The following is a 23,648-nucleotide window of genomic DNA, read 5'->3' as shown; positions in this document are numbered from 1 at the left end:
TCTGCCCACTGCCAGATTTCAAGCTGCCGGACGGTTTCTCTTGGCTGAGTTCATTTACACCATGCGCAAGGCGCGCAAGGCGCACGGCGACAAGGTGATCCTCGACGACGTCACCCTGAACTTCCTTCCGGGTGCGAAGATCGGCGTCGTCGGCCCGAACGGTGCCGGTAAGTCGACTGTTCTGAAGATCATGGCGGGGCTTGAGCAGCCGTCGAACGGGGACGCGTTCCTGTCGCCCGGCTACAGCGTCGGCATCCTGCTGCAGGAGCCCCCGCTGAGCGAGAACAAGACCGTCCTGGAGAACGTCCAGGAGGGTGTTGCCGAGATCAAGGGCAAGCTCGACCGGTTCAACGAGATCGCCGAGCTCATGGCGACCGACTACTCCGACGCGCTGCTGGAGGAGATGGGCAAGCTCCAGGAGGAGCTCGACCACGCGGAGGCCTGGGACCTCGACGCCCAGCTGGAGCAGGCCATGGACGCGCTGGGCTGCCCGCCCGGTGACTGGCCCGTCACCAATCTCTCGGGTGGTGAGCGGCGCCGCGTCGCGCTGTGCAAGCTGCTGCTCGAGCAGCCCGACCTGCTGCTGCTCGACGAGCCCACCAACCACCTCGACGCCGAGTCGGTGAACTGGCTGGAGCAGCACCTGGCCAAGTACCCGGGCACCGTCGTGGCCGTCACCCACGACCGGTACTTCCTCGACAACGTCGCCGGGTGGATCTGCGAGGTCGACCGCGGCCGTCTCCACGGCTACGAGGGCAACTACTCCAAGTACCTGGAGACCAAGGCCGCCCGCCTCAAGGTCGAGGGCCAGAAGGACGCCAAGCGGCAGAAGCGGCTCAAGGAAGAGCTGGAGTGGGTGCGGTCGAACGCCAAGGGGCGGCAGGCCAAGTCCAAGGCGCGTCTCGCCCGGTACGAGGAGATGGCCGCCGAGGCGGACAAGATGCGGAAGCTGGACTTCGAGGAGATCCAGATTCCGCCGGGGCCGCGGCTGGGCAACGTGGTCGTCGAAGTCGAGAACCTCGGCAAGGCCTTCGGGGAGAAGGTCCTGATCGACGACCTCTCCTTCACGCTGCCGCGTAACGGGATCGTCGGTGTCATCGGGCCGAACGGTGCCGGCAAGACCACCCTGTTCAAGATGATCCAGGGGCTGGAGGATCCCGACTCCGGCACCATCAAGGTCGGCGACACCGTCAAGATCGCCTACGTCGATCAGAGCCGCGAGAACATCGACCCGAAGAAGACGCTGTGGGAGGTCGTGTCCGACGGGCTCGACTACATCAACGTCGGACAGGTCGAGATGCCGTCGCGGGCGTACGTGTCCGCGTTCGGCTTCAAGGGCCCGGACCAGCAGAAGCCGGCGGGTGTGCTCTCCGGTGGTGAGCGCAACCGGCTGAACCTGGCGCTGACCCTGAAGCAGGGCGGCAACCTGCTGCTCCTCGACGAGCCGACCAACGACCTCGATGTCGAGACGCTGTCGTCGCTCGAGAACGCGCTGCTGGAGTTCCCCGGCTGTGCCGTGGTCGTGTCCCACGACCGGTGGTTCCTCGACCGTGTCGCCACGCACATCCTCGCCTACGAGGGTGAGTCGAAGTGGTTCTGGTTCGAGGGCAACTTCGAGTCGTACGAGAAGAACAAGATCGAGCGGCTCGGGCCGGACGCCGCGCGTCCGCACCGCGCCACCTACAAGAAGCTGACCCGGGGCTGATCTTGCGGCACATTTACCGCTGCCCGTTGCGCTGGGCGGACATGGACGCGTACGGCCACATCAACAACGTGGTGTTCCTGCGCTACCTGGAGGAAGCCCGTATCGACTTCCTGTTCCGCCCGGACAAGGACTTCCAGCAGGGGTCGGTGGTGGCGCGCCACGAGATCGACTACAAGCGGCAGCTCGTCCACCGGCACGCGCCGGTGGACATCGAGCTGTGGGTCAAGGAGATCAGGGCGGCGTCGTTCACGCTCGCCTACGAGGTCAAGGACCCGGACCAGGTCTACGTCCGGGCCTCCACGGTGATCGTGCCGTTCGACTTCGAGGCGCAGCGGCCGCGCCGGCTCACCGCGGAGGAGCGGGAGTTCCTCCGGGAGTACATGGACGACGACGTCGACGGCGACCGCGACTCCGACGCGGGGGAGGCCGTCGCCGCATGACGGTGCTCCACCTCGCCGACGAGGGGGAGGCAGCGGACCTCGCCGCCTTCCTCTCCCGGCTGCTCCACTACGACCGTGGATCAGCGGTGCGCCTGCAGGCGGCGGGCACCGCGCTCGCCGTCTTCGGGCGGCCGCCGTCCTTCGAGGTGCTGGCCGTGCGCGCGGTACGGCTGGCGAAGCCGTACGAGAACGGGCTCGATGCCACGCTCGACGTGACCGTGTCCGCCGGTGAGCTGCTGGAGTCGGTGGACGAGCAGGGCGCCACGGCGGTCGTGCCGGCCGCGGTGACCGGGCCGCCGTGGGCAGGGGTGCTGCCGCCGCGCGGCGGCTGGCGGCCCGAGCCCGGGCTGCCGGGCCCGGACGAGCTGAGGGCTCTCGTCGCCGCCGCTGTCGCCGAATTCCGGTCCCGCACGCAGGAGTTGGCGCCGGAACGGCATACGAGGGCCGAACTCGACCGCATCGGGCGGGAGATCTGGTCCCGCACGGTCGGCGACACCCCGCTGCCGGTGCGGGCGGTGCACGCGGCGCAGTCGCTCGGGTTCCTGCGGCCAGAAGGCGCGGGTGCGATCGGGTTGTTCTCCTCCGGCGCGTGGCTCCGGCTGCGTACGCCGTACGGGTCGATCGCGGTACGGCGCGCGGGAGTCGGGGCGCTGGGCCTCAGCGTGCGTTGACCGCACAGACTGACCGTGCAGAGCTGACCGTAGGGACCCGAGCGGGTCGGGGAGCCCAGGGTGACCGGCGGCCCGTCGAAGGCCTCCCGTGCCTTCGTGCGTACGGCGGTGCCGACGGCCCCCCGCGCGTCCCGCAGGGCCGCGTCGCCGATCGCGCCGGAGTAGGGCGTCAGCCGGGAGTGTTCACCATCGAGGCCGCCGCGTACGTCAGGTAGTTCCACAGCGTCCGCTCGTGCTCCTCGGACAGGCCGAGCTCGTCCACGGCGACCCGCATGTGCTTCAGCCAGGCGTCGTGCGCCGCCCGGTCGACGGGGAAGGGGGCGTGGCGCATCCGCAGCCGGGGGTGGCCGCGGTTCTCGCTGTACGTCGTCGGGCCGCCCCAGTACTGGATGAGGAACAGCGTCAGGCGCTCCTCGGCGGGGCCCAGGTCCTCCTCGGGATACATGGGCCGCAGGATCGGGTCCTCGGCGACTCCCTCGTAGAAACGGTGGACGAGCCGACGGAAGGTCTCCTCCCCGCCGACCTGCTCGTAGAAGGTCTGCTCCTGAAGCGTGCCGCGCCGAATCTCATTCACGTCGTCCATGGTCTCAGACGCGGAGAACCAGGACTCAAGGCCTAGGACCACCGGCACCGGCCGCACGGCACCGGCCCGTCGGCGCCGACCGCTCGTACCGTGGAGGCATGGGCGGGCAAGCGACCGACAAGGATCTTGAGGCTCTCGCCGCCTCGGCGCGGGCCGCGCTGGTGCGGGAGATCGACGCGAGCGGCGCCTGGGCCGCCGACCCGGTGTGGCGGGAGGTGTTCGCGGCGGTGCCGCGGCACCTGTTCGTGCCGTACTACTACGTCGGCGCCGTCGGCGGCTACGAGCGCCGGTGGGGCGAGAGCCCCGACCCGCGGGCGCGCGAGCGGTGGCTGCGCGGCGCGTACGAGGACACCCCGCTGGCGACCCGGATGCGCGACGGCGAGCTGCTCTCCTCCAGCAGCCAGCCGTCCCTGATGGCGACGATGCTGGCCGAGCTGGGCGTGGAGGACGGCAACCGGGTCCTGGAGATCGGCACCGGCACCGGCTACAACGCCGCCCTGCTCGCCCACCGGCTCGGTGACGACGACCTGGTCACCACCGTCGACCTCGACCCGGAGATCACCGAGTCGGCCCGCCGGCACCTGGCCGCCGCCGGATACCACCCGGTCGTCGTCACCGGCGACGGCGCGCGCGGTGTGCCCGAGCGCGCGCCCTTCGACCGGATCATCGCGACCTGCGCCCTGCCCTCGATCCCGCGCGCCTGGCTTGCCCAGTGCCGCCCCGGCGGCCGGATCCTCACCCCGCTGGCCACCGGCCTGGTCCTGCTCGCGGTGCGCGACGCCGAGCACGCCGAGGGGCGCTTGCTGCACACACCCGCGTACTTCGTCCCGCTGCGCGGCACGGGCCGGCCCGGGCCGGAGGCGCCGGCGCTGGGCGGGGTGCCGCACCGGGCCAGGGAGAGTGACGCGTTCCGGTTCCTGCTCGCGCTGACCCGCGGCAGCCTCGACCCGCAGGAGGCGTACGCCCTGTGGGACCGCGAGGGCATGCCGCAGCGCGAGCGGTACGGCATCACGGTCAGCGGTGCACACGAGTGGGCGTGGCTGGACGACCCGGAGGGGCCGTACGCCTGGCCCCTCCCGGCCTGAGTCTCAGCCCCTGCGGATCGTGATCGTCGTCCAGGCGCCCACGTGCACCCGGTCGCCGTCCTGCAGCGGCACCGGCACGAACGGCGTGATCGGCTCCTCCGAGCCGTTGACCGTCGTGCCGTTCGTCGAGTTCTGGTCGACGATCGCCCAGCTGCCGTCCGGCTGCTGGACCAGCACCGCGTGCTGGTGCGAGACGCCCGGGTCCTCCGGCGGCACCGACAGGTCGATGTCGGGGGTGTCGCCGGTGGAGTGCCGGCGGCGGCCGATGGTGACCTGGTTGCCGGTGAGCGTGCGCTGCTGCTCGGGCGAGTAGGCGGGCAGGTTCAGGCCTGCGGCCTCCGGGCCGGAGCGCTGCATCATCGCCATGAAGTACTCGCGGTCCGGGCCGATCGTCGCCGTCCAGGTCGTCGGCTGCTGGGGCTGCTGAGGCTGCTGCGGGAAGCCGCCGGGGCCGGGCGGGGCCTGGGTGGCGCCGGGCTGCGGATAGCCGTAGCCGCCGCCCTGACCCGGGCCGTTCGGACCACCCGGGCCGCCAGGACCGCCAGGACCGCCAGGACCAGGACCAGGACCACCGGGGCCGCCGTGGCGGGTGGACGACGGCGGGGAGATCACCCAGTCGTCGTCACCGCCGCCGTAGGGCGGACCACCCGGCTGCGGCCGGTGGGTCTCCTGCGGGAATCCGGGCGGGGCCGGCGGGCCGGACTGCTGGTACCCCTGCGGGCCGCCCCCGGGTCCGCCGGGGCCGGGGCCACCGAAGCCGGGCGGACCGGGAGGTCCGGGCGGGCCGGAGGGACCCGAGGGCTCGCCGCCGAAGGGCGGGCCCGGCGGGATCGGCTCGGCCGGCCGGTTCATCTGCGAGGGGCGGGAGCTCTGGTACTCGTACGAGTCACCGCCGCCGTAGGACGGAGCCGGGCCGGGCGGCTGCTGGAAGCGCACGCCCGGGCCGGGCGCCGGCGGGCGCGGCGCGGCGGGCGTGTACGAGGTCGCCGTGTTGGTCAGGAAGTTCCACCGGCACTCCTCGCAGAACGGCGCACCGCCCTCACGCGGCGTACGGCACTGCGGGCACAGCTCCGGCTGCGGGTCCGGTACGGCGGACAGGTGCGGGCGCCCGCCGGGCTGGCCACCGGGACCGCCGCCGGGGCCACCCGGCCCACCGGGACCACCGGGGCCGCCGGGCGGCGGGAAGCCGTAGCCGCCGCCCGGCGGGGGCGGCGGGGGCGGAGGCGGAGGCACGGCACCGGCCATGCGGTGACCGCAGACCTCGCACCAGTCGTCGGAACCCGACTGGTGTCCGTTCGGGCAGGTCGGCATGTCGGCGCTTCCCTCTCTACGTCACTTCTTCACACGAACAGTCTTGGTGGACCGGGTCTCGAGCGTCATCTCGTCGGCCTCCTCGACCTTCGCCTTCAGTCGCACAGTACCGGTCGCGGCATCGACCACGTCCACCACCTTCGCAAGCAGTTTCGCAGTATCCGCGTTCCCGGAGGCACTGGCGAGCTGAACGGCCCGGCCCAGTTTGGCCGTTGCTCCGTCGATGTCTCCTGCTTTGCGTAGATCGAGACCTTGCTGGATGACTTGTGCCAGTTCGGCCTGCCCGGTGTAGTGGGCGACTTGGGGGTTGATCGACGTCGAGGCGGCCATGTCGTCCGTCCACACGGCCCGTACCAGGCCCTGCGCGCCGAGGTTCTGGACGCTGCCGTCGGGCTGCGGGATGACGAGGGAGATCCGGGCGGCGAGCATCTCCTGCCCGATGTTCGCGGCCGGCACCTCGACGCAGACGTGGTAGTCACGGGACTCGTCCCCCCAGGAACCCAGGGGGTAGTCGCCCGCGCGCGGGCCCGCCTCGGTGCGCCGGTCGGTCAACTCCTCGACGGTGGGCGCGACCTGCTTGACGAACTTCACCGTCGTGCCGACCGGGGTCCACAGCCGCAGGGAGACGTCCGCGACCTCCTTGCCCATCGCCGTCTCCATCATCTGCGTGAAGTCGGCGGCCAGTCCGGCCGGGTCGGCGACGATGTCGGCGCTGCCGAGCAGAGCGGAGGCGATCCCTGTGACTTCTTTCACTTCCCAGTCGGTGCCCACGCCGCGCGCGTCACACGTGAAGCGCCCGGCGCACGCGTCGAGCGCCGCCTTGAGGTCCTCGGGCGACTCGTGCTCGTTGCGGCCGTCGGTGAGCAGGATGCCGTGCCGGATGGTGACGTCCGCGGAGGACAGCAGACGGTCGGCCAGCCGGAGCCAGGTGCCGATGGCCGTACCGCCGCCCGCGCTGAGCTTGCGCAGCGCCTGCTTGGCCTGCTCGCGGGTGGTGGCGTCGGCGACCGCGAGGCGCCCGCCGCCCGGGTAGACCTCCTTGGCGACGTGGGTGCCGCCGATCACCGCGAAGTGCACGCCGTCGCGCAGGGTGTCGATCGCGGCGGCCGTGGCGTCCCGGGCGTTGCGCATCTTGGTCGGCGGGTAGTCCATCGACCCGGAGCAGTCGACCATGACCGCCACGGCGGCGGACGGGCCCTGGCCGGGCGCGTACAGGTGGGGCGCCGCGACCGCGCTCCCGATCGTGCCGCCCCCGGTCGCGGTCACCGTGACGATGGCGTTGACCTCGCGGCCGCCCTCCGGCAGGTACTCGTTCTGGTACACGTCCACCGAGAACTGCGGCACGTTGGACTTCGAGAAATTGGCCATGCCTGCTTCGCTCCCCCTTGGAAAGCCCCCACCGGAGCGGGGCGACGACGGTGTGCGGACCGGTCCCCTCCGGTCCGCTGAGGCGTCCCCGTACGCGGCCTCAGGCCGATCCTGCCCCCTGGGGCACGGCCGGGAACGGCACGACGGCCACTGTTACGTTGTCGTGGCCCCCGCCGTCCAGGGCGTGGCCGACCAGGACCCGGGCGCTGTGCAGCGGGTGCGTGGCGGCGTCGAGCGGCACGACCTCGGCCATCTGCTCGGCCGCCTCGGCGTAGTTCCACAGTCCGTCGGTGCACACCACCACCACGCCCGGCCGGTCCGGCTTGAAGGACGCGGTGTGCGGCTCCAGTTCGTAGGCGTCCGCGCCGAGCCAGCCGGTGATCGCGTGGGCGCGGTCGTCGGCGTACGCCTCCGCCTCGCTCATCAGGCCCGCGGCCACCATCTGCGCGGCCCACGAGTCGTCCTCGGTGAGCCGGGCCGGGGGCGCGCTGCGGTCGACCGGGACCCAGTAGGCGCGGCTGTCGCCGACCCACCCGACGACCAGCAGGCCGTTCGTCACCACGGCGCCGACCAGGGTGCAGGCCGGGGCGTTCTGGTGCGGGGCGTGCTCGCGGGCCGTGGCCGGTTCGTTCGCCAGCGCGTTGACGGCGCGTGAGGCGGCGACGATCGCGTCGTGCATCGCCTGCTGGGGGTGCGTGCCGCGCGGCAGGGCGGCCAGCAGTGACTCGCTCGCCGCCTTCGACGCCGCGAGCGAGGCGTCGTCCGGGCGGGTCGCCGAGGAGACGCCGTCGCAGACGATCGCCACGGAGGCGGGGGAGCCGTCGGGCAGCGCGGTGCAGCCGATGGCGAACGCGTCCTCGTTGCGGTGGTGGCGCAGGCCGCGGTCGCTGACCGCGGCGACCGGGCCGGATTCCTGCTCCATGTGGTCCCGTTCGCGCGGCTGGGCGTGGCCGCAGTTCTCGCAGTAGCCGTCGTGGTCCACATGGCCGGCGCGGCAGGCGACGCACACCTTGCCGCCCGCCGCGGCCTGCGCCGCGAGCTCGGCGGCCACCCGCGGGTCCGGGGCCTGGAGCGGATACTCCTCGGGTTGATTCGGATGTGCGCCGGGCTGCGCGGGGCCCGCGTCGGGCCGCGCCGCGTGGGCGTCGGACAGGTGGCCGTCGGGCTGCGGAGGCCGGTCGAACCGTACGCCGGAGGCCGGGGGGACTGGTGGCGGACCGGCGGGCGGGGGCACGGGCGGGGACACCGACGGCTGGGGCTGCTGCGGCGCGCCCGGGGGCGGGGACACCGGCACGCCCGGCTGCGGCGGCACGGGGACGGCCGCGTACGGCGGCACGGGGGTGCCCGGCTGCGGCGGCAGGGCGGTGCCCGGCGCCGGGGCGTGGGGCACGCCCGGGGGTGTCGCCTGCGGCGGCTGCGGTGGCAGGGCGGAGCCGCCCGAGTCCGTGCCGGGCAGGTCCGTCGGCAGGTGCACCGGGGCCGGTCCGCCGGAGCCGTCCGGGCCGGCGGTGGGCCAGGCCGCGTCGGCGGGCGGCGCCGAGGGGGGCTCGGGGTACCCCCGGCCCGGAGCGCCCGGGGGCGGCACCGAGCCGTTCATGGTGACGGTCGGGTTGTCCTGAGGCCGCGCGGGCACGGCGGACAGGTCGTATCCGCACGCTCCGCAGAAACGGTCACCCGACTCGAGGGGTTCCTCGCAGCTCGGGCAGGCGGACAACTGCGGCATCTGCGACATCAACTACACCCACGTCCGGGGGCGGTAACGGTTGGCACGTTCCACCAGGTCGATCCTCTCCTCGCCGCCCCGTGCGAGCCGGGCCAGCGTGCGGTACGAACGCTCCAGACCGAAACGCAGACCCCGCTCGTCCAGGCCGCTGCCGAGCAGCGTCCGTCCCCCGGAGCCGGGCGGGGCGGAACCCTGGCCCCCGGAGAGTACCCAGTCCAGCGCGCAGCCGAGGACTTCGGCCGACAACTGCTCACGGCGCGCCGGATCCAGACCGTACGCCTCCAGCGCCTCCACCTGCCCGGCCGCGGCGGTCAGGTCGTCCAGGAACGGCACGTCCGAGGCGGTCGCCGTACGCTGCCTCAGGCGCGCCCGTACGGCGGCCACGCGCGCGGCCGTGTAGTGGATGGACGACTCCGGCACCGACTCCAGCGTCCGTACGGCACTCCGCCGGTCGCCGGTCGCGAGCTGCACACGGGCCAGGCCGAACGCGGCGCTCACATAGCTCGGGTCGGTCGACCACACCAGCCGGTAGTACTCGGCGGCGTTGTCGAACTGCCCCAGCACCTCCGCGCACAGGCCGAGCGCCAGCTTGGGCGCGATCTCGCCGGGGAAGGCGTCGTAGATCGCGTCGAAGGCGAGGGCGGCGCCCTCGTGGTCGCCGGTCACCAGCGCGGCCACGCCCCGGTACCAGACCACCCGCCAGTCGTCGGGCCGCTCCTCTTCCAGCGTCACCAGGGCCCGCAGCGCGGCGGTCGCGTCGCCGGTCTCCAGCCAGGCCCGGATCTGCCGCAGCCGCGTCTCGATCGACGGGGCCGGGGCGGCGGCGAGGGCGCCGATCAGTTCGGCCGGGGCGGAGGTCATCAGGCCCGCCAGAAAGCCCGCGTTGGGGTCCGACGGGTCGACGTGGGGGACGGGCAGGGCGAGGGCGGCGGCGGGGGCGTTGACGGGTTTGACGAGCCCGGCGCCCCCGGTGAGGGCCGGGGGGACGGGGGCCGGGGATGCGGCGGTCCTTCTCCTGGCCGGCACCGCCCGCGCCCCCAGCCGCGACACCTCGCCGTCCAGCCGCGGGAACAACTCCGCGTCCGTGACCTTGAGTTCAGGACCGAACAGCGTGGACAGCGCGGGCCGGGCGCGGCCCGTCTGGAGGGAGACGACCTCCCGCAGCACGCCCGTGAGCTGCTCGGACATCTCCTGCGCGGAGGCGAACCGGCGGGCCGGGTCGGGGTCGGTGGCGCGGACCAGCAGGCGGTAGAACGACTCGTACTGCCGGAAGACCTCGATGTTGTCCGGGTCGGGCAGCAAGTCCGCGTAGACGGTCGTGTAGCCCTGGAAGTCGAAGGTGAGGACGGCGAGAGTCCGGGCGACCGTGTACAGGTCGGACGCCACCGACGGGCCGACCTCGGCGACCTCGGGCGCCTGGTAGCCGACCGTGCCGTAGATGGCCGACTCGTCGTCGTCCATGCGGCGCACCGCGCCCATGTCGATCAGCTTGAGCTGGTCCTCGGTCTGGATCGCGTTGTCGACCTTGAAGTCGCAGTACAGCAGGTTGCGGCTGTGCAGGTGGCTGAGCGCCTCCAGCGCCTCGATGCCGTACGCGCACGCCTGCTCCACCGGCAGCGGGTCCCGCTTGCCGTCGGGGGTGCGGCGGGCGTTGGCGATCTCCTTCAGGGACTTGCCGCCGACGTACTCCATGACGATGTAGCCGTCGAGGGAGCCGGTGCGCTGGTCGAGGTGCTCGACGAAGTTGTAGATCCGCACGATGTTGGCGTGCTCGATCTCCGCGAGGAAGCGCCGCTCGGAGATCGCCGCCGCCATCGCGTCCTGGTCGCCGGTGTCCAGCAGGCCCTTGAGCACCACCCAGCGGTCGGAGACCGCCCGGTCGACCGCGAGGTAGATCCAGCCCAGGCCGCCGTGCGCCAGGCAGCCGACCACCTCGTACTGGCCGTGCACCACGTCACCGGCCTTCAGCTTCGGGACGAACGAGTACGGGTGGCCGCACTTGGTGCAGAAGCCCTCCGTGCGTCCCGGGCGGCCGGCGCGCGCCCGGCCCACCGGCGCCCCGCAGTCCGAACGCGAACAGAACCGCTTCCGCTCGGGCACCTCGGGGTTCTCCAGGACCATCGCGCGCGGGTCGGGGCGCGGGATCGGCGGGACCTGGACCAGCCCGGCGCCCAGGCGCCCCCGGGCCGAGGAACCGGCGGTGGAGCCGGAGCTGCGCACCGACACCGAGCGGCCCGTCGACTTGCCCGACAGCGAGCGCGACAGCCGTCCCGACACCGAGCGCCGCGACTTCGACGACTGGGACGACGTACGCGAGGAACCGCGGCTGCCGGCGCGGGAACTGCCGCTGCCGCCGGAGCCCCGGGAGCCTTTGCCGCCGCCGGTGATGCCGGTCGGGGGCGAGCCGACCATGCCTTCCCCAAGCTCTCGGCTGCGCTCGAGCAGGGGAGACCCCGATGCCGCGACGACCGGGGCCAGACCGCAGGTGTCGCAGTACAGCTCGCCGCCGCCGACGTCCTCGTACGTCCCGCCGCAGCCCGGCCGCTGGCAGGTGCGCTGCGCCTGGCTCGGCGCCGGGTTCTGTGCCTCACTCATGACGCTGCCTCCCCCTTGTCGCTCATGCGCCGGGCCCCCTCCGGTCCTCCGGCACACCCTGCCCGGGCACCCGCGGTGCGGTGCCGAGCAGTTCGGCCGCCGCCTGCTGGTAGCGCAGCACGGCCTGTTCGGCGGCGCGCAGGTCGCAGGGCGCGCTCCACAGCATGCGGCGCGCCTTCTCGTACCGCTCGACCAGCAGCGGGTCCTCCGCGAGGCCGTGCCGGGCGACCTTCGCCTTGTACGCGTCGAGGCGGCCGCGCAGCTCCGCGCGGACCGCCAGGGGCGCGGTGACCGCGGTCAACGACTCGCGGGCGCGCATCAATTCGTCCTCCGCCTTCTGCTCCAGCGACTCCAGGAGCGGGGACAGGCGATGCCACTGGGCCTGTCTGCGGTACTCGGCGGCCGTCGCCAGCTGCTCCTGCAGCGCGGTCGGCGGTCCGCTGACGACCGGCACCTCCGTCGCGGCGATCTTCGCGAGGACCTCGCCGCGCGCGGTGCGCGCCTCGGCGAGCGTACGGTCCGCGCGGGACAGCACGTCCCGCAGCCTGACGATCCGCTTCTCGGCGTCCTGACGCACCGTCAGTACGGCGTCGATCTCGCGGCGTACGTCCTCCAGGGCGCGCGCCTCCCGGTCGTACACCGTCGTGTCCGGCTTGCCGCCGCCCGGGGCCGAACTGCCCTCGGCGGGCACCCAGAATGCCAGCGGGTCGGAGACCACCTCCTCGCGCAGCTTCGTCAGCGTGCGCGTGATGCGCTCCAGGTCGTCGCCCGCCGGGTGCTCACCGGGGCGCACCCCGACCGAGTGCGCGAGCCGGCGGGTGCGCTGGAGTTCGGCGGACAGTAAGTCGATACGGGCGGGCAGCGCCGACCAGACCGCGTCCGCGGCGACCACCACGTCCAGGCTCGTCGCGTACAGCTCGTTCATCCGGTCGACGAGGGTGGCGAGCGAGTAGCGTTCGCTGAGTTTGTTCGGACCGCCGTGCAGCGTGGGGGCGTTGGCGATTGCCGTCGCGGTCGCTGTCGCGGATCCGGCGATGGTGACGGACTCGCCGCGCAGCAGCTCCGTCAGCTCCACCAGGTCCTCGCGGCTGGACCAGCGGCGGCGGGCGCGGATCTCCCGGGCAGTGCGCAGGGCGTCCGTGTACGCGTCGAAGTACGTCCACAGCAGCGTGATCGACGCCTCCGTGGCCGTCCAGCGCTCCTTGGTGACGCCGGTGAGCTCGGCGCCTTCGAGGAGTCTGCGGCCCGCGTGGTCCTGCAGGGCGAGGAGCGAGGTCTCGATCGCCTCGTGCTCCGCGCCGAGCCGCGCCAGCGCACGGTCCACCTCGTCCCGGTCCATCACCGGCCCGGTGGGTCCCGTGTCGCCCATCGATCACCTCTCGCTGCGTTCAGTTCATTGACGGCTTCGACGGATGGTTCGGTTTGTTCAACTGGTTCGGCTGGTTCGGCTGGTTCGGCTGGATCGGTTTGTTCGGCTGGATCGGTCAGCGCCTGCGCGGTTCAGCTCTTGCGCAGGTACTGCGGTGGCGGCGGTGCCGACTTCGCCGGGTCGTCGCCCAGTGTCGCCGACAGCCACCGCTCGTACGACGCCTGCCAGCCGTTCGCGGTGTCCCTGCGGTAGTCCACCAGGATCTGGTTCACCCGGCGTACCAGATCGTCCGCGTCCTTCTTCATCGCCACCCCGTAGTACTCGGTCGTGAACGGGTCGCCCTTGAGCCGGACCGTCGGGTCCTGCGCGGCCTGGCTCGCGGCGAGCGCGCCGTCGGTGACCACGGCGTCGACCTCGCCGAGTTGCAGACGCACCAGGCAGTCGAGCTGGTTGGGCACGGTGGTGGAGATGTCGGCGGAGGCGGGCAGGTCGCCCTTCTTCCTGCCCTCCTCCAGGTTTGTGTACGCCGTCGAACCCGCCGCCGTGCAGATCTTCTTGTCCGCCAGCGTCTCGTTGTAGCCCGTGATCGGGGTGGACTTGGGGGCCAGGACCTGCTGGCCCGTCCTGAAGTACGGGGCGGAGAAGGCGACGTCGGCCAGGCGCGTGCAGTTGATCGTCATCGTACGGACGACCATGTCGACCCGGCCGTCCTGGATCGCCTGGATGCGCTGGTTGGTGGGGATGGCCTTGAACTGCACCGCGTCCGCGTCGCCGAGGATGTCCTCGGCGATCCGGTGGACCAGGTCGATGTCGAAGCCCTCCAGGTCGCCGGACGAGCCGCTGTTGGGGTTGCGGTAGCCCCAGCGGTAGCTGTTCTGGTCGACGCCCACGACCAGCTTGCGCTTCTCGCCCTGGCGGTTCTTGATCGCCTCGATGGCCGGGCCGTCCGCGGAGGACGGGGACAGGGTCTGCCGCTCGGGATCCGTGCAGTTCTCCTCGGCTTTGACCTGGGTCCTGGCCTGGCCGGCCGGGGTGACGTCCTGGCCGGTGGTGGCCGTGCCGCCGTCGTCGCGTGATCCGGCCAGCGGCAGCAGCAGGGCGAAGGCCAGCGCCAGGGCGCAGACGGCCGCCATCGCACCCACACCGCCCCAGCCCTTCAGGCCGGCCCGCAGACGTCGCGCTCGCATCGTCACGCCCCCTTTCACCTCTGACCCGATCTCTGCCCTGTTCTCCGCCCCGTTCACCGGTACTCCGACAGCCTGCGGCCGATGCCGAGCACCGCGCCGGCCGCGCCCAGTACCGCGAGGACGGCGGCGCCCACCGGCAGGCCGGTCATCGCGTCCCGGCCGTCGCCGGCCGCCAGCTTGAACTCCTTCTCCTCGTGGGCGAGTGCCACGCGGAGGTTGTCGTCGACATTGTCGAAGCACTCGCCGGTCGCGCCCTCGGCGCCGATCACCCTGTTCAGCGCCGCCTGGTAGTCGCCGCGCTCGTCCTGCTCGCGGGCCGCCTCGTGGCGCTTCTTCCACTCCGTCATGTTGCCGACGGCCTGTGTGACCGGCTGTTGGCCGGCCTTGTCGTCGGCGAGTTTCCCGGCGGCGGCCAGGCCCTTGCCGAGCGCGTCCATGTCCTCCTCGAAGAAGGAGTCGTAGAGGTCGCCGCCCGACTTCGTGGTCTCCGCGCCGCGGGCCACCAGGGTCAGGTTCTCGTTGCCGCGGGCCTTGAGGGAGGCGATGCGGGCGTCGTGCAGGACGTTCAGCGAGCGGACGCCGTGGTCGTAGGAGTCGTTGAGGCCGGCGCGGGCGATGCTGTGGCCGACGACCAGCCAGAGCAGGACGACGGTGGCGGCGGCCGTGGCGGCCACCAGGCCGTGGTTCAGGACGCGGTTGGTGCGCAGGTAGTTGCGGTGCTGGGCCCAGGCGAGCGCGGCGAGCGCGACGACGCCGAGGGCGATGGCCGCCCAGGGGTAGGGGGTCGCGTCCGCGTAGTCCGCGCGCAGGCGCTGGTTCTCCTTCTTGTAGAGGTCCTCCGCCGCGGGGAGCATCTGGTTCTGCATCTTGTCGTTCGCGTACCGCAGGTAGGCGCCGCCGACGGGGAAGCCCTGGCGGTTGTAGGTGCGGGCGCGTTCGACCAGACCCTTGTACTCGGGCAGCAGGCGGTTGAGCTTGGCGATGGTCGCCGCGGAGGGGGAGTCGGGGTCCGAGTTGGCGGCCGCGTTGACGAGTTTCGCGGCGGCCGTGCGGATGTCTCTCTCGTAGCGGTCGCGGCTGGCCTTGGTCTCCTGGCCGCCGGCGAGGAAACCGCTGGAGGCGGCGGTGTTGGCGTCGGCGAGGGAGCGGTAGATGTCGGCGGCGTCCGAGCTGAGGGGCTGGCTGCTGGTGAGGACGTCGTCGGCGGCGGCCGCGCGGTCGGTCATCTGCCAGGCGGTGACGGCGCCGAAGGTGATGACGAGGAGGGCGAGGACGGCGCCGATGATGCGCAGGCGGCCGGGTTCGGTGGTGGCCGCCGCGCGGAGCTGGTCCAGGCCCTCGGCGAAGGCGGTACGGCGGGGTTCCGGCGGTGCGGCGGGTGGGGGTGGGGTGAGGGAGCCGCTGCCTTTGGTGGGCTGCGGTGGTACGGCCGGCAGTGTGGGCAGGCCGGTGCCGTGGCCGGGTTGTGGTGGTGCTGCGTTGCTCGTCGGCGGTTGTGTCACTGCTGACCTCCCCCATGGTCATCCGTCGCCGCAAGTATCGCCGCCGGGACTGACATCCGCACCGGCCTTGGTCGCATCTTGATCGGATCGACGCCCGTGCCGCATCACCTCTGCCCAGGAACACGTCGCGGGAATCTGTGCGGTTCCCCCGTAGGGGTGATGCCTGCGAGGGCCTGCGCGGGTGGGGCGGGGGCTGGTGGACAGCCCCCGGCGCAGCCCCGCCCCCCACCGGGCCGGCGGGGGTGTGGAAGTACGGACCGGTGGGGTGTGGAGGTACGGAACCGGTGGTGGAGGTACGGGTTCCGCTACTTGACGGTGCTGGGCGGGGTGAGCGGGGAGGCCGCGGCGGCCTGCGGGGATGCCGTGTTCGCGTACGCCGACGGGGGCGCGACCGCCGCCGTCGGGTCCGGCGCCGGGTCCTCCTGCGCGGGAGCGGTCGCGCCGCCGACGATCCGGATGTCCGCCGCGTCGAACGCGCGCTTGACGCGCCAGCGCAGTTCGCGCTCGACCGACAGGGCCTTGCCCGGCATGGTCTTGGCGGACAGGCGCACCACCATCGAGTCCAGGAGCACGGAGTCCAGGCCGAGGACCTCGATCGGGCTCCACAGGAGCTCGTTCCAGGGCTCCTCCTTGCCCATCTTCTCGGCGACCTCGTCCAGGGTGGTCTTCACCTTGTCCAGGTCCTCGTCCGAGCGGACCGTGACGTCGACGCCCGCCGTCGCCCAGCCCTGGGAGAGGTTGCCTATGCGCTTGACCTCGCCGTTGCGGACGTACCAGATCTCGCCGTTGTCGCCGCGCAGCTTGGTCACCCGCAGACCGACCTCTATCACCTCGCCGGAGGCGACGCCCGCGTCGATCGTGTCGCCGACGCCGTACTGGTCCTCCAGGATCATGAAGACACCCGAGAGGAAGTCCGTGACCAGGTTGCGGGCACCGAAACCGATCGCGACACCGGCGACACCGGCCGAGGCGAGCAGCGGGGCCAGGTTGATCTGGAACGTGCCCAGCACCATCAGCGCCGCCGTGCCCATGATCAGGAAGCTCGCCACCGAACGCAGCACCGAGCCGATGGCCGCAGCCCGCTGCCGGCGGCGCTCGGCGTTGACCAGCAGCCCGCCCAGCGCCGTGCCGCCCGTCGCGTCGGCGGGGCGGTTCATGCGGTCGATCAGCTTGGTGATGGCCCGCCGCACCGCGACTCTCAGCACCGCCGCTATCACCAGGATGAGCAGCACCCGGAGGCCGATCGCGAGCCAGGTCGACCAGTTCTGCTCGATCCATCCGGCGGCGTTCGTCGCGCTCTCCTGGGCGTCCTGGAGCGTGGGCACGGTCGGCGCCTGGGTCTCCGAGGGAGACGGCGACGGCGACGCACCGGCGGCCGGTAGGACGGCGGACAAGGACACGGCAGGTACCTCCAGGTGCAGCGGTCTGCCCCGCACGGCGCGGCGGTCAAGGCCGTCGAGATCACGGGATGGTCACCGGACGGGCAGAACCACCACACTAACGGGGCATTGTGTGTGCCCCTGCCGGATGTGTGAAGGAGAGACCATGCTCACCTGGGCTTGAACAGGCCATGATCCGGGGGATGAATCAGGTGTGGTCGAAAACACTCCCAGCCCGTTACCGGGACATGGTGGCGCTTCCACCAGGCATGAGGGGAGACTGACTACGAATCGTCCCGGCGCGAGCCACGCGCCGCCGGCGTACAAGGAGGCATCCGTGCCGCATGTCCTGGTCCTCAACGCGTCGTACGAGCCACTCGGTGTCGTACCGCTCCGCCGCGCGCTCGTCCTCGTCCTCGAGAACAAGGCCGTATGCCTCGAGGAGTCCGGCGCCTATCTGCACAGCGCGACCGTTACAGTCCCCGCACCCAGCGTGGTCCGGCTCAAGCGATTCGTCCGGGTTCCCTATCGGGGGCCCGTTCCTCTGACCCGCCGGGCCCTGTTCGCCCGCGACGGGGGCCGGTGTATGTACTGCGGTGGCGTCGCAACCAGCGTCGACCACGTCATCCCGCGCAGCCGCGGGGGCAAGCACGTCTGGGACAACGTGGTGGCCTCGTGCCGCCGCTGCAATCACGTGAAGGCCGACCGTCACCTCTTCGAGCTGGGCTGGCGGCTGCGCCACAAACCGGCTCCGCCCACCGGCCTGGCCTGGCGCATCATCGGGACCGGCCATAGGGACCCGCGCTGGCTGCCGTACTTGCAGCCGTACGGCGCGGACGACGCACTGGCCCGGATCGACGGCATCTCCGCCTGACGACGATCCGGGCCTTCGTGTTGCCCGTACGGTCGTGAACCGTGCCCGTACGGCCGTGATACGTGCTCGTACGGCGGGATCCGGGCCCGTACGGCTGTGAACCGGCCCCGGGGACCCCCTCCGTTCCCCGGGGCCGACCGGTCATCCGGCGCTCACCCCCTACGGCGCTCACGCGTACCGCAGCTCCGCCGGGCGTACCGAGCGGCGCAGCAGCGGCAGGGAGGTGGCCGCGGCCAGCAGGCAGGTGGCGTAGATCACCACGGGCACCAGGAGCGCCGCCCAGGGCGTCGACCAGCCGCCGCCGTCGGCGAGCGCCGCGTACCAGATGCCGATCGCCGCGCCCCCGACGCCGGCCAGCAGCACCGCGGGTGCCAGCGGCAGTGCGGTCTCCAGCAGCAGCGCCCGCCCGAGCACCGCGCGCGGCACCCCGGCGGCGGCCTGCGCGGCCAGACCCCGGCGGCGGGTGGCCAGCGACTCGGCGGTGCCGACGGCGAGACCGGACAGGGTGATGACGAGGCCCACCGCGACGGCGGCGGCCGTCAGGTCGAGGCCGGTGGTGTAGTAGGTGATGCTCTCGGCCAGGTGCTTGTCCGAGTGCAGCACCTCCAGGAGCACCTGCCGGATGCCCGTGAAGCCGGTCCCGATGATCGTCACCAGCAGCACCGCCGCGTGCGTACGGGCCGCCGCCCACGGGTCGTCGCGCAGCCGCTCCGCCGCGATCAGCGTCGCCGCCGACCGGGCCCGGGCCGCGAGCAGCCGCCCGGTGAGCTTCGCCGTGGCCCCCGCGAGCCACACGGCGCCCGCAGCGACCACCAGCACCAGGCCGAACAGCGCCAGCGGCGGCTTTCCGTCGGGCCTGCCCGGCGAGCCCGTGGACGTGGTGGTCACCGCGAGCACCGCCACCGCCCCGACCAGCAGCACCCCCGCCAGGAACAGCAGCGCCGGACCCCGGCCCGTACGTGGGCCGACACGGCGCACCCAGCCGAGCGGCGAGGCCACCACCCGGCGCAGCGCCAACGCGCCCGTCGCCGCGCCCAGCACCGGCACCGCGAGGGCGACCAGCGCGATGCCCGACCAGGTCAGGGCGGTCGGCCGGTCCCACAGGCGCAGCACGAGCAGTACCGAGAAGACGGTGGCGACCGCCGAGCCGAGCAGACAGGCCAGCCCGGTCTCCATGGCGGCGATCCGCCGCACCTGCCAGGGGGACGCCCCGGCCAGCCGCAGTCCCGCCAGCCGCCGGTCGCGGTGCACGGCCCCGATACGGGCGCACTGCCCGAGGAACCCGAGCACCGGGACCAGCAGGAGCAGCAGACCGACGATGACCCCGGCGCGCGTCCCAGCCTCGTCCAGCAGGCCCGCGCCGAAGGACACGCGGTGACGGCCGCGCGCCGAGGCCAGTGTGACGGCGGCGAGCGCGAACCCGGTCGCGAGCGCCGCGCCCGTCGCCGTGAGCGTGATCCGCCACCACTCCCCGCGGTCGGACCCGCGGGTGAGCTGCCAGGCCAGACGCAGATCGGACCGCAGGGACCTGAGGGACTTCGGGAACATTCGGGACGTCAGGAGCTTCACGCGGTCACCCCCAGCGGGACCACGGCGCCGTCCCGCAGCTGCACTTCCCGGTCCGCGTACGCCGCCACCTGGGCGTCGTGCGTGATCAGCAGCACCGCCGTGCCCGACTCGCGGGCCGTGTGCGTCAGGGCGGTCATCACCTGCTCGCTCGCCAGCGAGTCCAGCGCCCCCGTCGGCTCGTCCGCGAAGACTACCTTCGGACCGGTGACCAGGGCCCGGGCCAGCGCGGCGCGCTGGGCCTGGCCGCCGCTCATCTCGCCCGGCCGCAGCTCCTCCTGCCCGCGCACCCCGAACCGCTCCAGCCACTCCCCGGCCCGCGCGCGGGCCTCGGCGCGGGTGGCGCCGCCCAGCATCAGCGGCAGGGCGACGTTGTCGAGCGCCGTCAGCTCGGGAATGAGCTGCCCGAACTGGAACACCACACCGAACTCGGTGCGGCGCAGCTCGCTCAGCCGCTTCTCGGACAGCTCCTCCAGCCGCTCACCGCCGTACGTCACCGAGCCGGCGTCCGGGCGGACGATCCCGGCCAGGCAGTGCAGCAGCGTCGACTTGCCGCTGCCGCTGGCGCCGGTCACGGCGAGGATCTCGCCGGGGTGCAGGTCGACCGAGGCGCCGCGCAGGGCCTGGGTCCGGTCGTGCGCCTTGGCGAGGTCACGGGCCGCCAGGAGCGGCACTGGTTTGTTCATGCTGCGTCGACCTCCGCGGTCAGGGTGGTGAGCCGGGCCGCCGTGGTCGTCATCCAGCGGAGGTCGGCGTCGAGGTGGTTGAGGGCGAAGTCCGCCGAGAGCACGGTCGCCAGATCCGAGCCCTTGGCGGACTTGACCGCCGTGAGTTCGCGCATCCGCTCCATGTGGGCGGCGCGCTGGGCCCGCAGGTAGGTGGCCGGGTCGCCGCCCGACAGGATCGAGACGACGACCTTGGCGAAGATCTCGTTCGTCACGAACGGTGCGGGCGGGGCGATCTCCCCGGCCCACCGGGACAGCTCGCGGGCGCCCTCGTCCGTCGAGCGGTACATCGTCCGCTCCGGCCCGCCGTCGGAGTCGGTGCCCTCGACCTCCGCGAGGCCGTCCCGGACCAGGCGCTGCAGGGTCGTGTAGACCTGCCCGTAGGCCAGCGGACGGGCCTGCGGGAAACGTTCGTCGTGGCGTCGCTTGAGGTCGTAGCCGTGGCTCGGACCCGAGGCGAGCAGGCCCAGCAGGATGTGGCGGGTGCTCATGGCGATCATTATGTACTCAGTACATGTACTGAGTGAATAGTGGCATCGAAGAAAAAGAACCTCGTGGGTCCGTCGGATCTGTGGGTTTGTCGATCCGCGGGGCCTGCCGGATCCCTCAGGACTCGGTGGTGACGGCGTACGCCTCCACCGACCACAGCGAATACCCGTACGGCGTGGCCCGCTGCTCGCCCTGCACGCGCACGTACCGCACGTCCCGTTCGTCCATCCGTACGGTCTCCCGCCCGCCCCGGCCGTCGCGCACCGCCGCCGCCGTGCGCCAGCGGCGGCCGTCCGCCGAGACCTGGATGCGGTATGCCGACGGGTACGCGTCCTGCCAGCTCAGCACGACCCTGCCCAGCCGCGCCGGCCGGGCCACTTCGACCTGCCACCAGGCGCCGTCGTCGACGGGGGAGGACCAGCGCGTCGCCGGGTCGCCGTCGATCGCCGCCGGTGCCGGGAAGTCGGGCGTCTCGTCGGCCGAGGAGCTCGCCCGGCCGCCGCGTGCCAGGTCGGGCCCGCCGGTGCGCGGGACGGCGCGGACGGTGAGGGTGCGGCTCGTCTCCCCGAACGCGAGCCGGACGTCGTACGACCGCATCGGCGTCCCCGGCTCCACGGTCACCTCGACCGGGACGTCCACCGTCGTGCCGCGCGGGACCGTCAGCGCGGTGCGCGGGACCCGGACCTGTACGCCCTCGGGCGCTTCGACGGTGAGCCGCCCACGGGCGTCGGCGGGCCGCAGCGAGCCGATCCGGGCCTTCAGGCGCTCCGTACGGCCGATCTCGACGTCCGGGCGGTCGCGGGTCACCGTCAGGGAGGTGGCGGGGGAGTCCGCGAACCACGGGATCACGTGCCGGACCCGGGCGGGGGCGCGGGCGGTGACGCGCACGGCGTCCACGCGCTCTCCGGCGCGCAGTTCGGTGGCGCCCGTCCCGGCCAGGTCGCCCACCCGCCGCCAGCCCGCGCCGGGCACGTGGACCTCGACGGTCCCGCCGGTGCCGGGCTCGGTGAGGACCGTGACGGCGGCCAGGGAGCGGGGGTGCGGGAAGCGGAGGGTGCGGGTGCCGGCCGTGTCGCCGGGATTCCCGGGCGGCTCGTGGTCGATGCCCGCCCACGCCTGGTACGCCTTCTGCGCCTGCCGCAGGAACGGGTCCAGCACGCCCTGCCCGACGGTCACCCGGCCCGGCTCCAGCCGCGCCCTCAGCCGCCCCAGCGTCCGGTACGCCGTCCAGGCCGCCGTCGTGTCCCCGGCGCTCTGGGCGCGCAGCATGTCGAGCGCCGTCGTGCCCGCCTCGCCGTAGCGCGCCAACTGCTCGGCCCAGGGGGCCACTTCGGCGGCGAGGGCGGTTCCCCTCAGCCGCTGCGGCAGCTCACGCAGCACCGTGAACGCCTCGCGCAGCCCCCGGTCGGCACTCCGGTCCCCGGCGGTGCGCGCACGCCAGAACGCCTCGATCAACGGGCGCAGATACGCCGACTCCGCACCGCCCAGCACCGAGGACGCGTCGTTCCCGGCGAGGGCGGTCAGGGCCTCCTCGCGCCGGGGGTTTCCGCCCGCCAGGTCGGCGATCGCGGCCCGCCAGGACTCCTGGGGGCGGTAGTCGCGCGGGTTCCAGGCGTAGTCGGCGGCGGTGAACAGCGGGATGCGGGACGCCTCCGCCTGCTGCATCGCGTTGGCGAGCAGGGCGGCCGAGCCGGTGGCGACGGCCGGTTCGCGGCCCTGGTAGGGGCCGAGGAAGATCCGGCCGGGGGCGTAGTCGTTGACCGGGTAGTTGTCCATGGTGACCAGCGGATGCCCGAACACGGCCCGCGCTTCGGCCAGTTCGCGCCCGGTGATGGTCCGGGGGACCACCCCGACCCCGGTCCACGCCACCTGCACACCTTCGTCCAGTTCGGCGGCCAGCGCGCGCCGGTACTCGGTCGTGCCGTTCTCGTAGTACTCGGTCGGCATCAACGACAGGGCGACCGCACCGGGGTGACGGTCCGCCAGGTGCCGGGCCACCGCGTTCGCCACCCGCGCCTGGGCCCGCGCCGCCGCCTCGGGGCCGGACCCGAACCGGTCGGCGTCCGCTTCGCAGTGCCACTCGCTGTAGCTGACGTCCTGGAACTGGAGCTGGAAGGCGCGCAAGCCCAGCGCCCACATCGCGTCGAGCTTGCGGGTCAGCGCCCGCAGGTCGGCCTCCGACGAGAAGCACATCTCCTGGCCCGGCGCCACCGCCCAGGCGAGCGTGACGTGGTTGCGGCGGGCCCGCTCGGCCAGTTCCCGGAACTCCGCGCGCCGCTCGGCCGGGTACGGCTCCTGCCAGCGGGCCTGCCGGTAGAGGTCGTCGCCGGGGGCGTAGAGGTACCGGTTCTGCTTGGTGCGGCCCATGAAGTCCAGCTGCGCGAGCCGCTGCCCGTGCGTCCACGGGGTGCCGTAGAAGCCCTCGGTGATGCCGCGCACGGCGGTGCCGGGCCAGTCGCGGATGTCGACGGCGGCGATCGTCCCGTCGGGGCGCAGGAGTTGCCGCAAGGTCTGGACGGCGTGGAACAGGCCGTCCGCGTCGGCCCCGGTGAGGGAGACGGTGCCCTGGCCGACGGTCAGCCGGTACCCGCCGGCGGGGAGGGCGCCCCGGGTGTCGCCGTGCGGCTGCTGCGTCCGGGCGCGCACCACCAGCGCGCCCGGGGACTCCTGATCGCCGGTGATCCGGCGTGCGCCCGCCTGTCGCAGCAGGTCGCGCAGGGCATCGACGGCGTACGGATCGGCTGTCGGGTCCGTGAGCAGCGCCACCTGGCCGGTGACCGTGGCGGGGGCGCCGTTCGCGCGCAGGGAGTGCGGGCGTGGCCAGACGGAGGCGTCGGCCCCGGTGCTGTCGGCCGTGCCGGTGAGGGCCGTGACCGGGTCCGGGGCGGGCGGGGCCGCCACCGCGGCGGGAGCGGCACCCAGGGTTCCGGCGACGACGGCGAACGCGAGAGCGGCTGCCCTCTTCCCACGCCGTGGCTGCACAGGCCCCCTCCTGATGGTCGACGCCCCTGTCCGCCCTGTGACAGAGGGATCGAGCCCACCATCCGCCCGGGGGAGGTGTCAACGAGAGTGGCCG

General features: G+C 73.0%; 18 protein-coding genes. 5 read left to right on the top strand and 13 right to left on the bottom strand.

Features of this window, described 5'->3' with window-relative positions; all coding sequences use genetic code 11:
* Positions 1-40: 40 nt before the first annotated feature.
* From ettA to ACYVMZ_RS04620, 3 genes are read left to right on the top strand one after another with little or no spacing between them, the layout of a single operon-like run.
* The gene (gene ettA / locus ACYVMZ_RS04630; RefSeq protein WP_461075662.1) at positions 41-1,705 is read left to right on the top strand and encodes an energy-dependent translational throttle protein EttA; all 1,665 of its coding nucleotides are present in this window, start codon (positions 41-43) and stop codon (positions 1,703-1,705) included.
* A 2-nt stretch (positions 1,706-1,707) separates the two neighbouring features.
* On the top strand, positions 1,708-2,145 hold the full coding sequence (locus ACYVMZ_RS04625; protein ID WP_461075660.1) for an acyl-CoA thioesterase: 438 nt from the start codon (positions 1,708-1,710) through the stop codon (positions 2,143-2,145).
* Entirely contained in the window at positions 2,142-2,816 is a 675-nt protein-coding gene (locus tag ACYVMZ_RS04620) for a hypothetical protein (protein ID WP_461075658.1), read from the top strand. The genes ACYVMZ_RS04625 and ACYVMZ_RS04620 overlap by 4 nt, the downstream gene beginning before the upstream one ends.
* A gap of 169 nt (positions 2,817-2,985) precedes the next feature.
* Here the strand turns inward: ACYVMZ_RS04620 and ACYVMZ_RS04615 are convergent, their stop codons facing one another.
* Positions 2,986-3,399, bottom strand: a complete 414-nt coding sequence (locus ACYVMZ_RS04615) for a globin (RefSeq protein ID WP_461075656.1) — start codon at positions 3,397-3,399, stop codon at positions 2,986-2,988.
* 98 nt (positions 3,400-3,497) lie between these two features.
* Here ACYVMZ_RS04615 and ACYVMZ_RS04610 point away from each other — a divergent pair, with 98 nt between their 5' ends.
* On the top strand, positions 3,498-4,484 hold the full coding sequence (locus ACYVMZ_RS04610; RefSeq protein ID WP_461075654.1) for a methyltransferase domain-containing protein: 987 nt from the start codon (positions 3,498-3,500) through the stop codon (positions 4,482-4,484).
* 3 nt (positions 4,485-4,487) lie between these two features.
* On the opposite strand, the gene ACYVMZ_RS04605 is transcribed toward ACYVMZ_RS04610, so the two are convergent.
* The 8 genes from ACYVMZ_RS04605 to ACYVMZ_RS04570 all read right to left on the bottom strand — a co-directional run bounded on the left by ACYVMZ_RS04605 (position 4,488) and on the right by ACYVMZ_RS04570 (position 16,939).
* Positions 4,488-5,795 carry an FHA domain-containing protein gene (locus ACYVMZ_RS04605; protein ID WP_461075652.1) on the bottom strand — a complete coding sequence of 436 codons (1,308 nt, stop codon included), beginning with the start codon at positions 5,793-5,795 and terminating at the stop codon, positions 4,488-4,490.
* A gap of 21 nt (positions 5,796-5,816) precedes the next feature.
* On the bottom strand, positions 5,817-7,163 hold the full coding sequence (locus ACYVMZ_RS04600; protein WP_461075650.1) for a vWA domain-containing protein: 1,347 nt from the start codon (positions 7,161-7,163) through the stop codon (positions 5,817-5,819).
* A gap of 100 nt (positions 7,164-7,263) precedes the next feature.
* Complete coding sequence (locus ACYVMZ_RS04595; RefSeq protein WP_461075648.1) at positions 7,264-8,895, bottom strand: PP2C family serine/threonine-protein phosphatase; 1,632 nt, start codon at positions 8,893-8,895, stop codon at positions 7,264-7,266.
* Between the two features lie 3 nt (positions 8,896-8,898).
* Positions 8,899-11,481: a serine/threonine-protein kinase gene (locus ACYVMZ_RS04590; RefSeq protein WP_461075646.1), complete on the bottom strand. Its 2,583-nt coding sequence runs from the start codon at positions 11,479-11,481 to the stop codon at positions 8,899-8,901.
* Positions 11,482-11,503: 22 nt separating this feature from the next.
* Complete coding sequence (locus tag ACYVMZ_RS04585) at positions 11,504-12,850, bottom strand: coiled-coil domain-containing protein (protein WP_461075644.1); 1,347 nt, start codon at positions 12,848-12,850, stop codon at positions 11,504-11,506.
* Positions 12,851-12,981: 131 nt separating this feature from the next.
* A complete protein-coding gene (locus ACYVMZ_RS04580; protein ID WP_461075642.1) occupies positions 12,982-14,037 on the bottom strand; it encodes a glutamate ABC transporter substrate-binding protein in 1,056 nt (351 codons plus the stop codon).
* A gap of 53 nt (positions 14,038-14,090) precedes the next feature.
* On the bottom strand, positions 14,091-15,539 hold the full coding sequence (locus tag ACYVMZ_RS04575) for a hypothetical protein (protein WP_461075640.1): 1,449 nt from the start codon (positions 15,537-15,539) through the stop codon (positions 14,091-14,093).
* Between the two features lie 305 nt (positions 15,540-15,844).
* Positions 15,845-16,939: a mechanosensitive ion channel family protein gene (locus ACYVMZ_RS04570; RefSeq protein WP_461075638.1), complete on the bottom strand. Its 1,095-nt coding sequence runs from the start codon at positions 16,937-16,939 to the stop codon at positions 15,845-15,847.
* A 316-nt stretch (positions 16,940-17,255) separates the two neighbouring features.
* Here ACYVMZ_RS04570 and ACYVMZ_RS04565 point away from each other — a divergent pair, with 316 nt between their 5' ends.
* Entirely contained in the window at positions 17,256-17,792 is a 537-nt protein-coding gene (locus ACYVMZ_RS04565; protein WP_081237222.1) for an HNH endonuclease, read from the top strand.
* Between the two features lie 168 nt (positions 17,793-17,960).
* On the opposite strand, the gene ACYVMZ_RS04560 is transcribed toward ACYVMZ_RS04565, so the two are convergent.
* The 4 genes from ACYVMZ_RS04560 to ACYVMZ_RS04545 all read right to left on the bottom strand — a co-directional run bounded on the left by ACYVMZ_RS04560 (position 17,961) and on the right by ACYVMZ_RS04545 (position 23,554).
* Positions 17,961-19,340 (bottom strand): FtsX-like permease family protein, encoded by a 1,380-nt coding sequence (locus ACYVMZ_RS04560; protein WP_461076343.1) that lies wholly within the window; start codon positions 19,338-19,340, stop codon positions 17,961-17,963.
* Positions 19,341-19,357: 17 nt separating this feature from the next.
* On the bottom strand, positions 19,358-20,044 hold the full coding sequence (locus ACYVMZ_RS04555) for an ABC transporter ATP-binding protein (RefSeq protein WP_461075635.1): 687 nt from the start codon (positions 20,042-20,044) through the stop codon (positions 19,358-19,360).
* Positions 20,041-20,574, bottom strand: a complete 534-nt coding sequence (locus ACYVMZ_RS04550) for a PadR family transcriptional regulator (protein WP_461075633.1) — start codon at positions 20,572-20,574, stop codon at positions 20,041-20,043. The genes ACYVMZ_RS04555 and ACYVMZ_RS04550 overlap by 4 nt, the downstream gene beginning before the upstream one ends.
* A 115-nt stretch (positions 20,575-20,689) precedes the next feature.
* On the bottom strand, positions 20,690-23,554 hold the full coding sequence (locus tag ACYVMZ_RS04545; protein WP_461075631.1) for a beta-N-acetylglucosaminidase domain-containing protein: 2,865 nt from the start codon (positions 23,552-23,554) through the stop codon (positions 20,690-20,692).
* Positions 23,555-23,648: the final 94 nt, after the last annotated feature.

Source organism: Streptomyces deserti (assembly GCF_054782695.1).
This window is presented reverse-complemented; position numbering and strand designations above follow the sequence as displayed.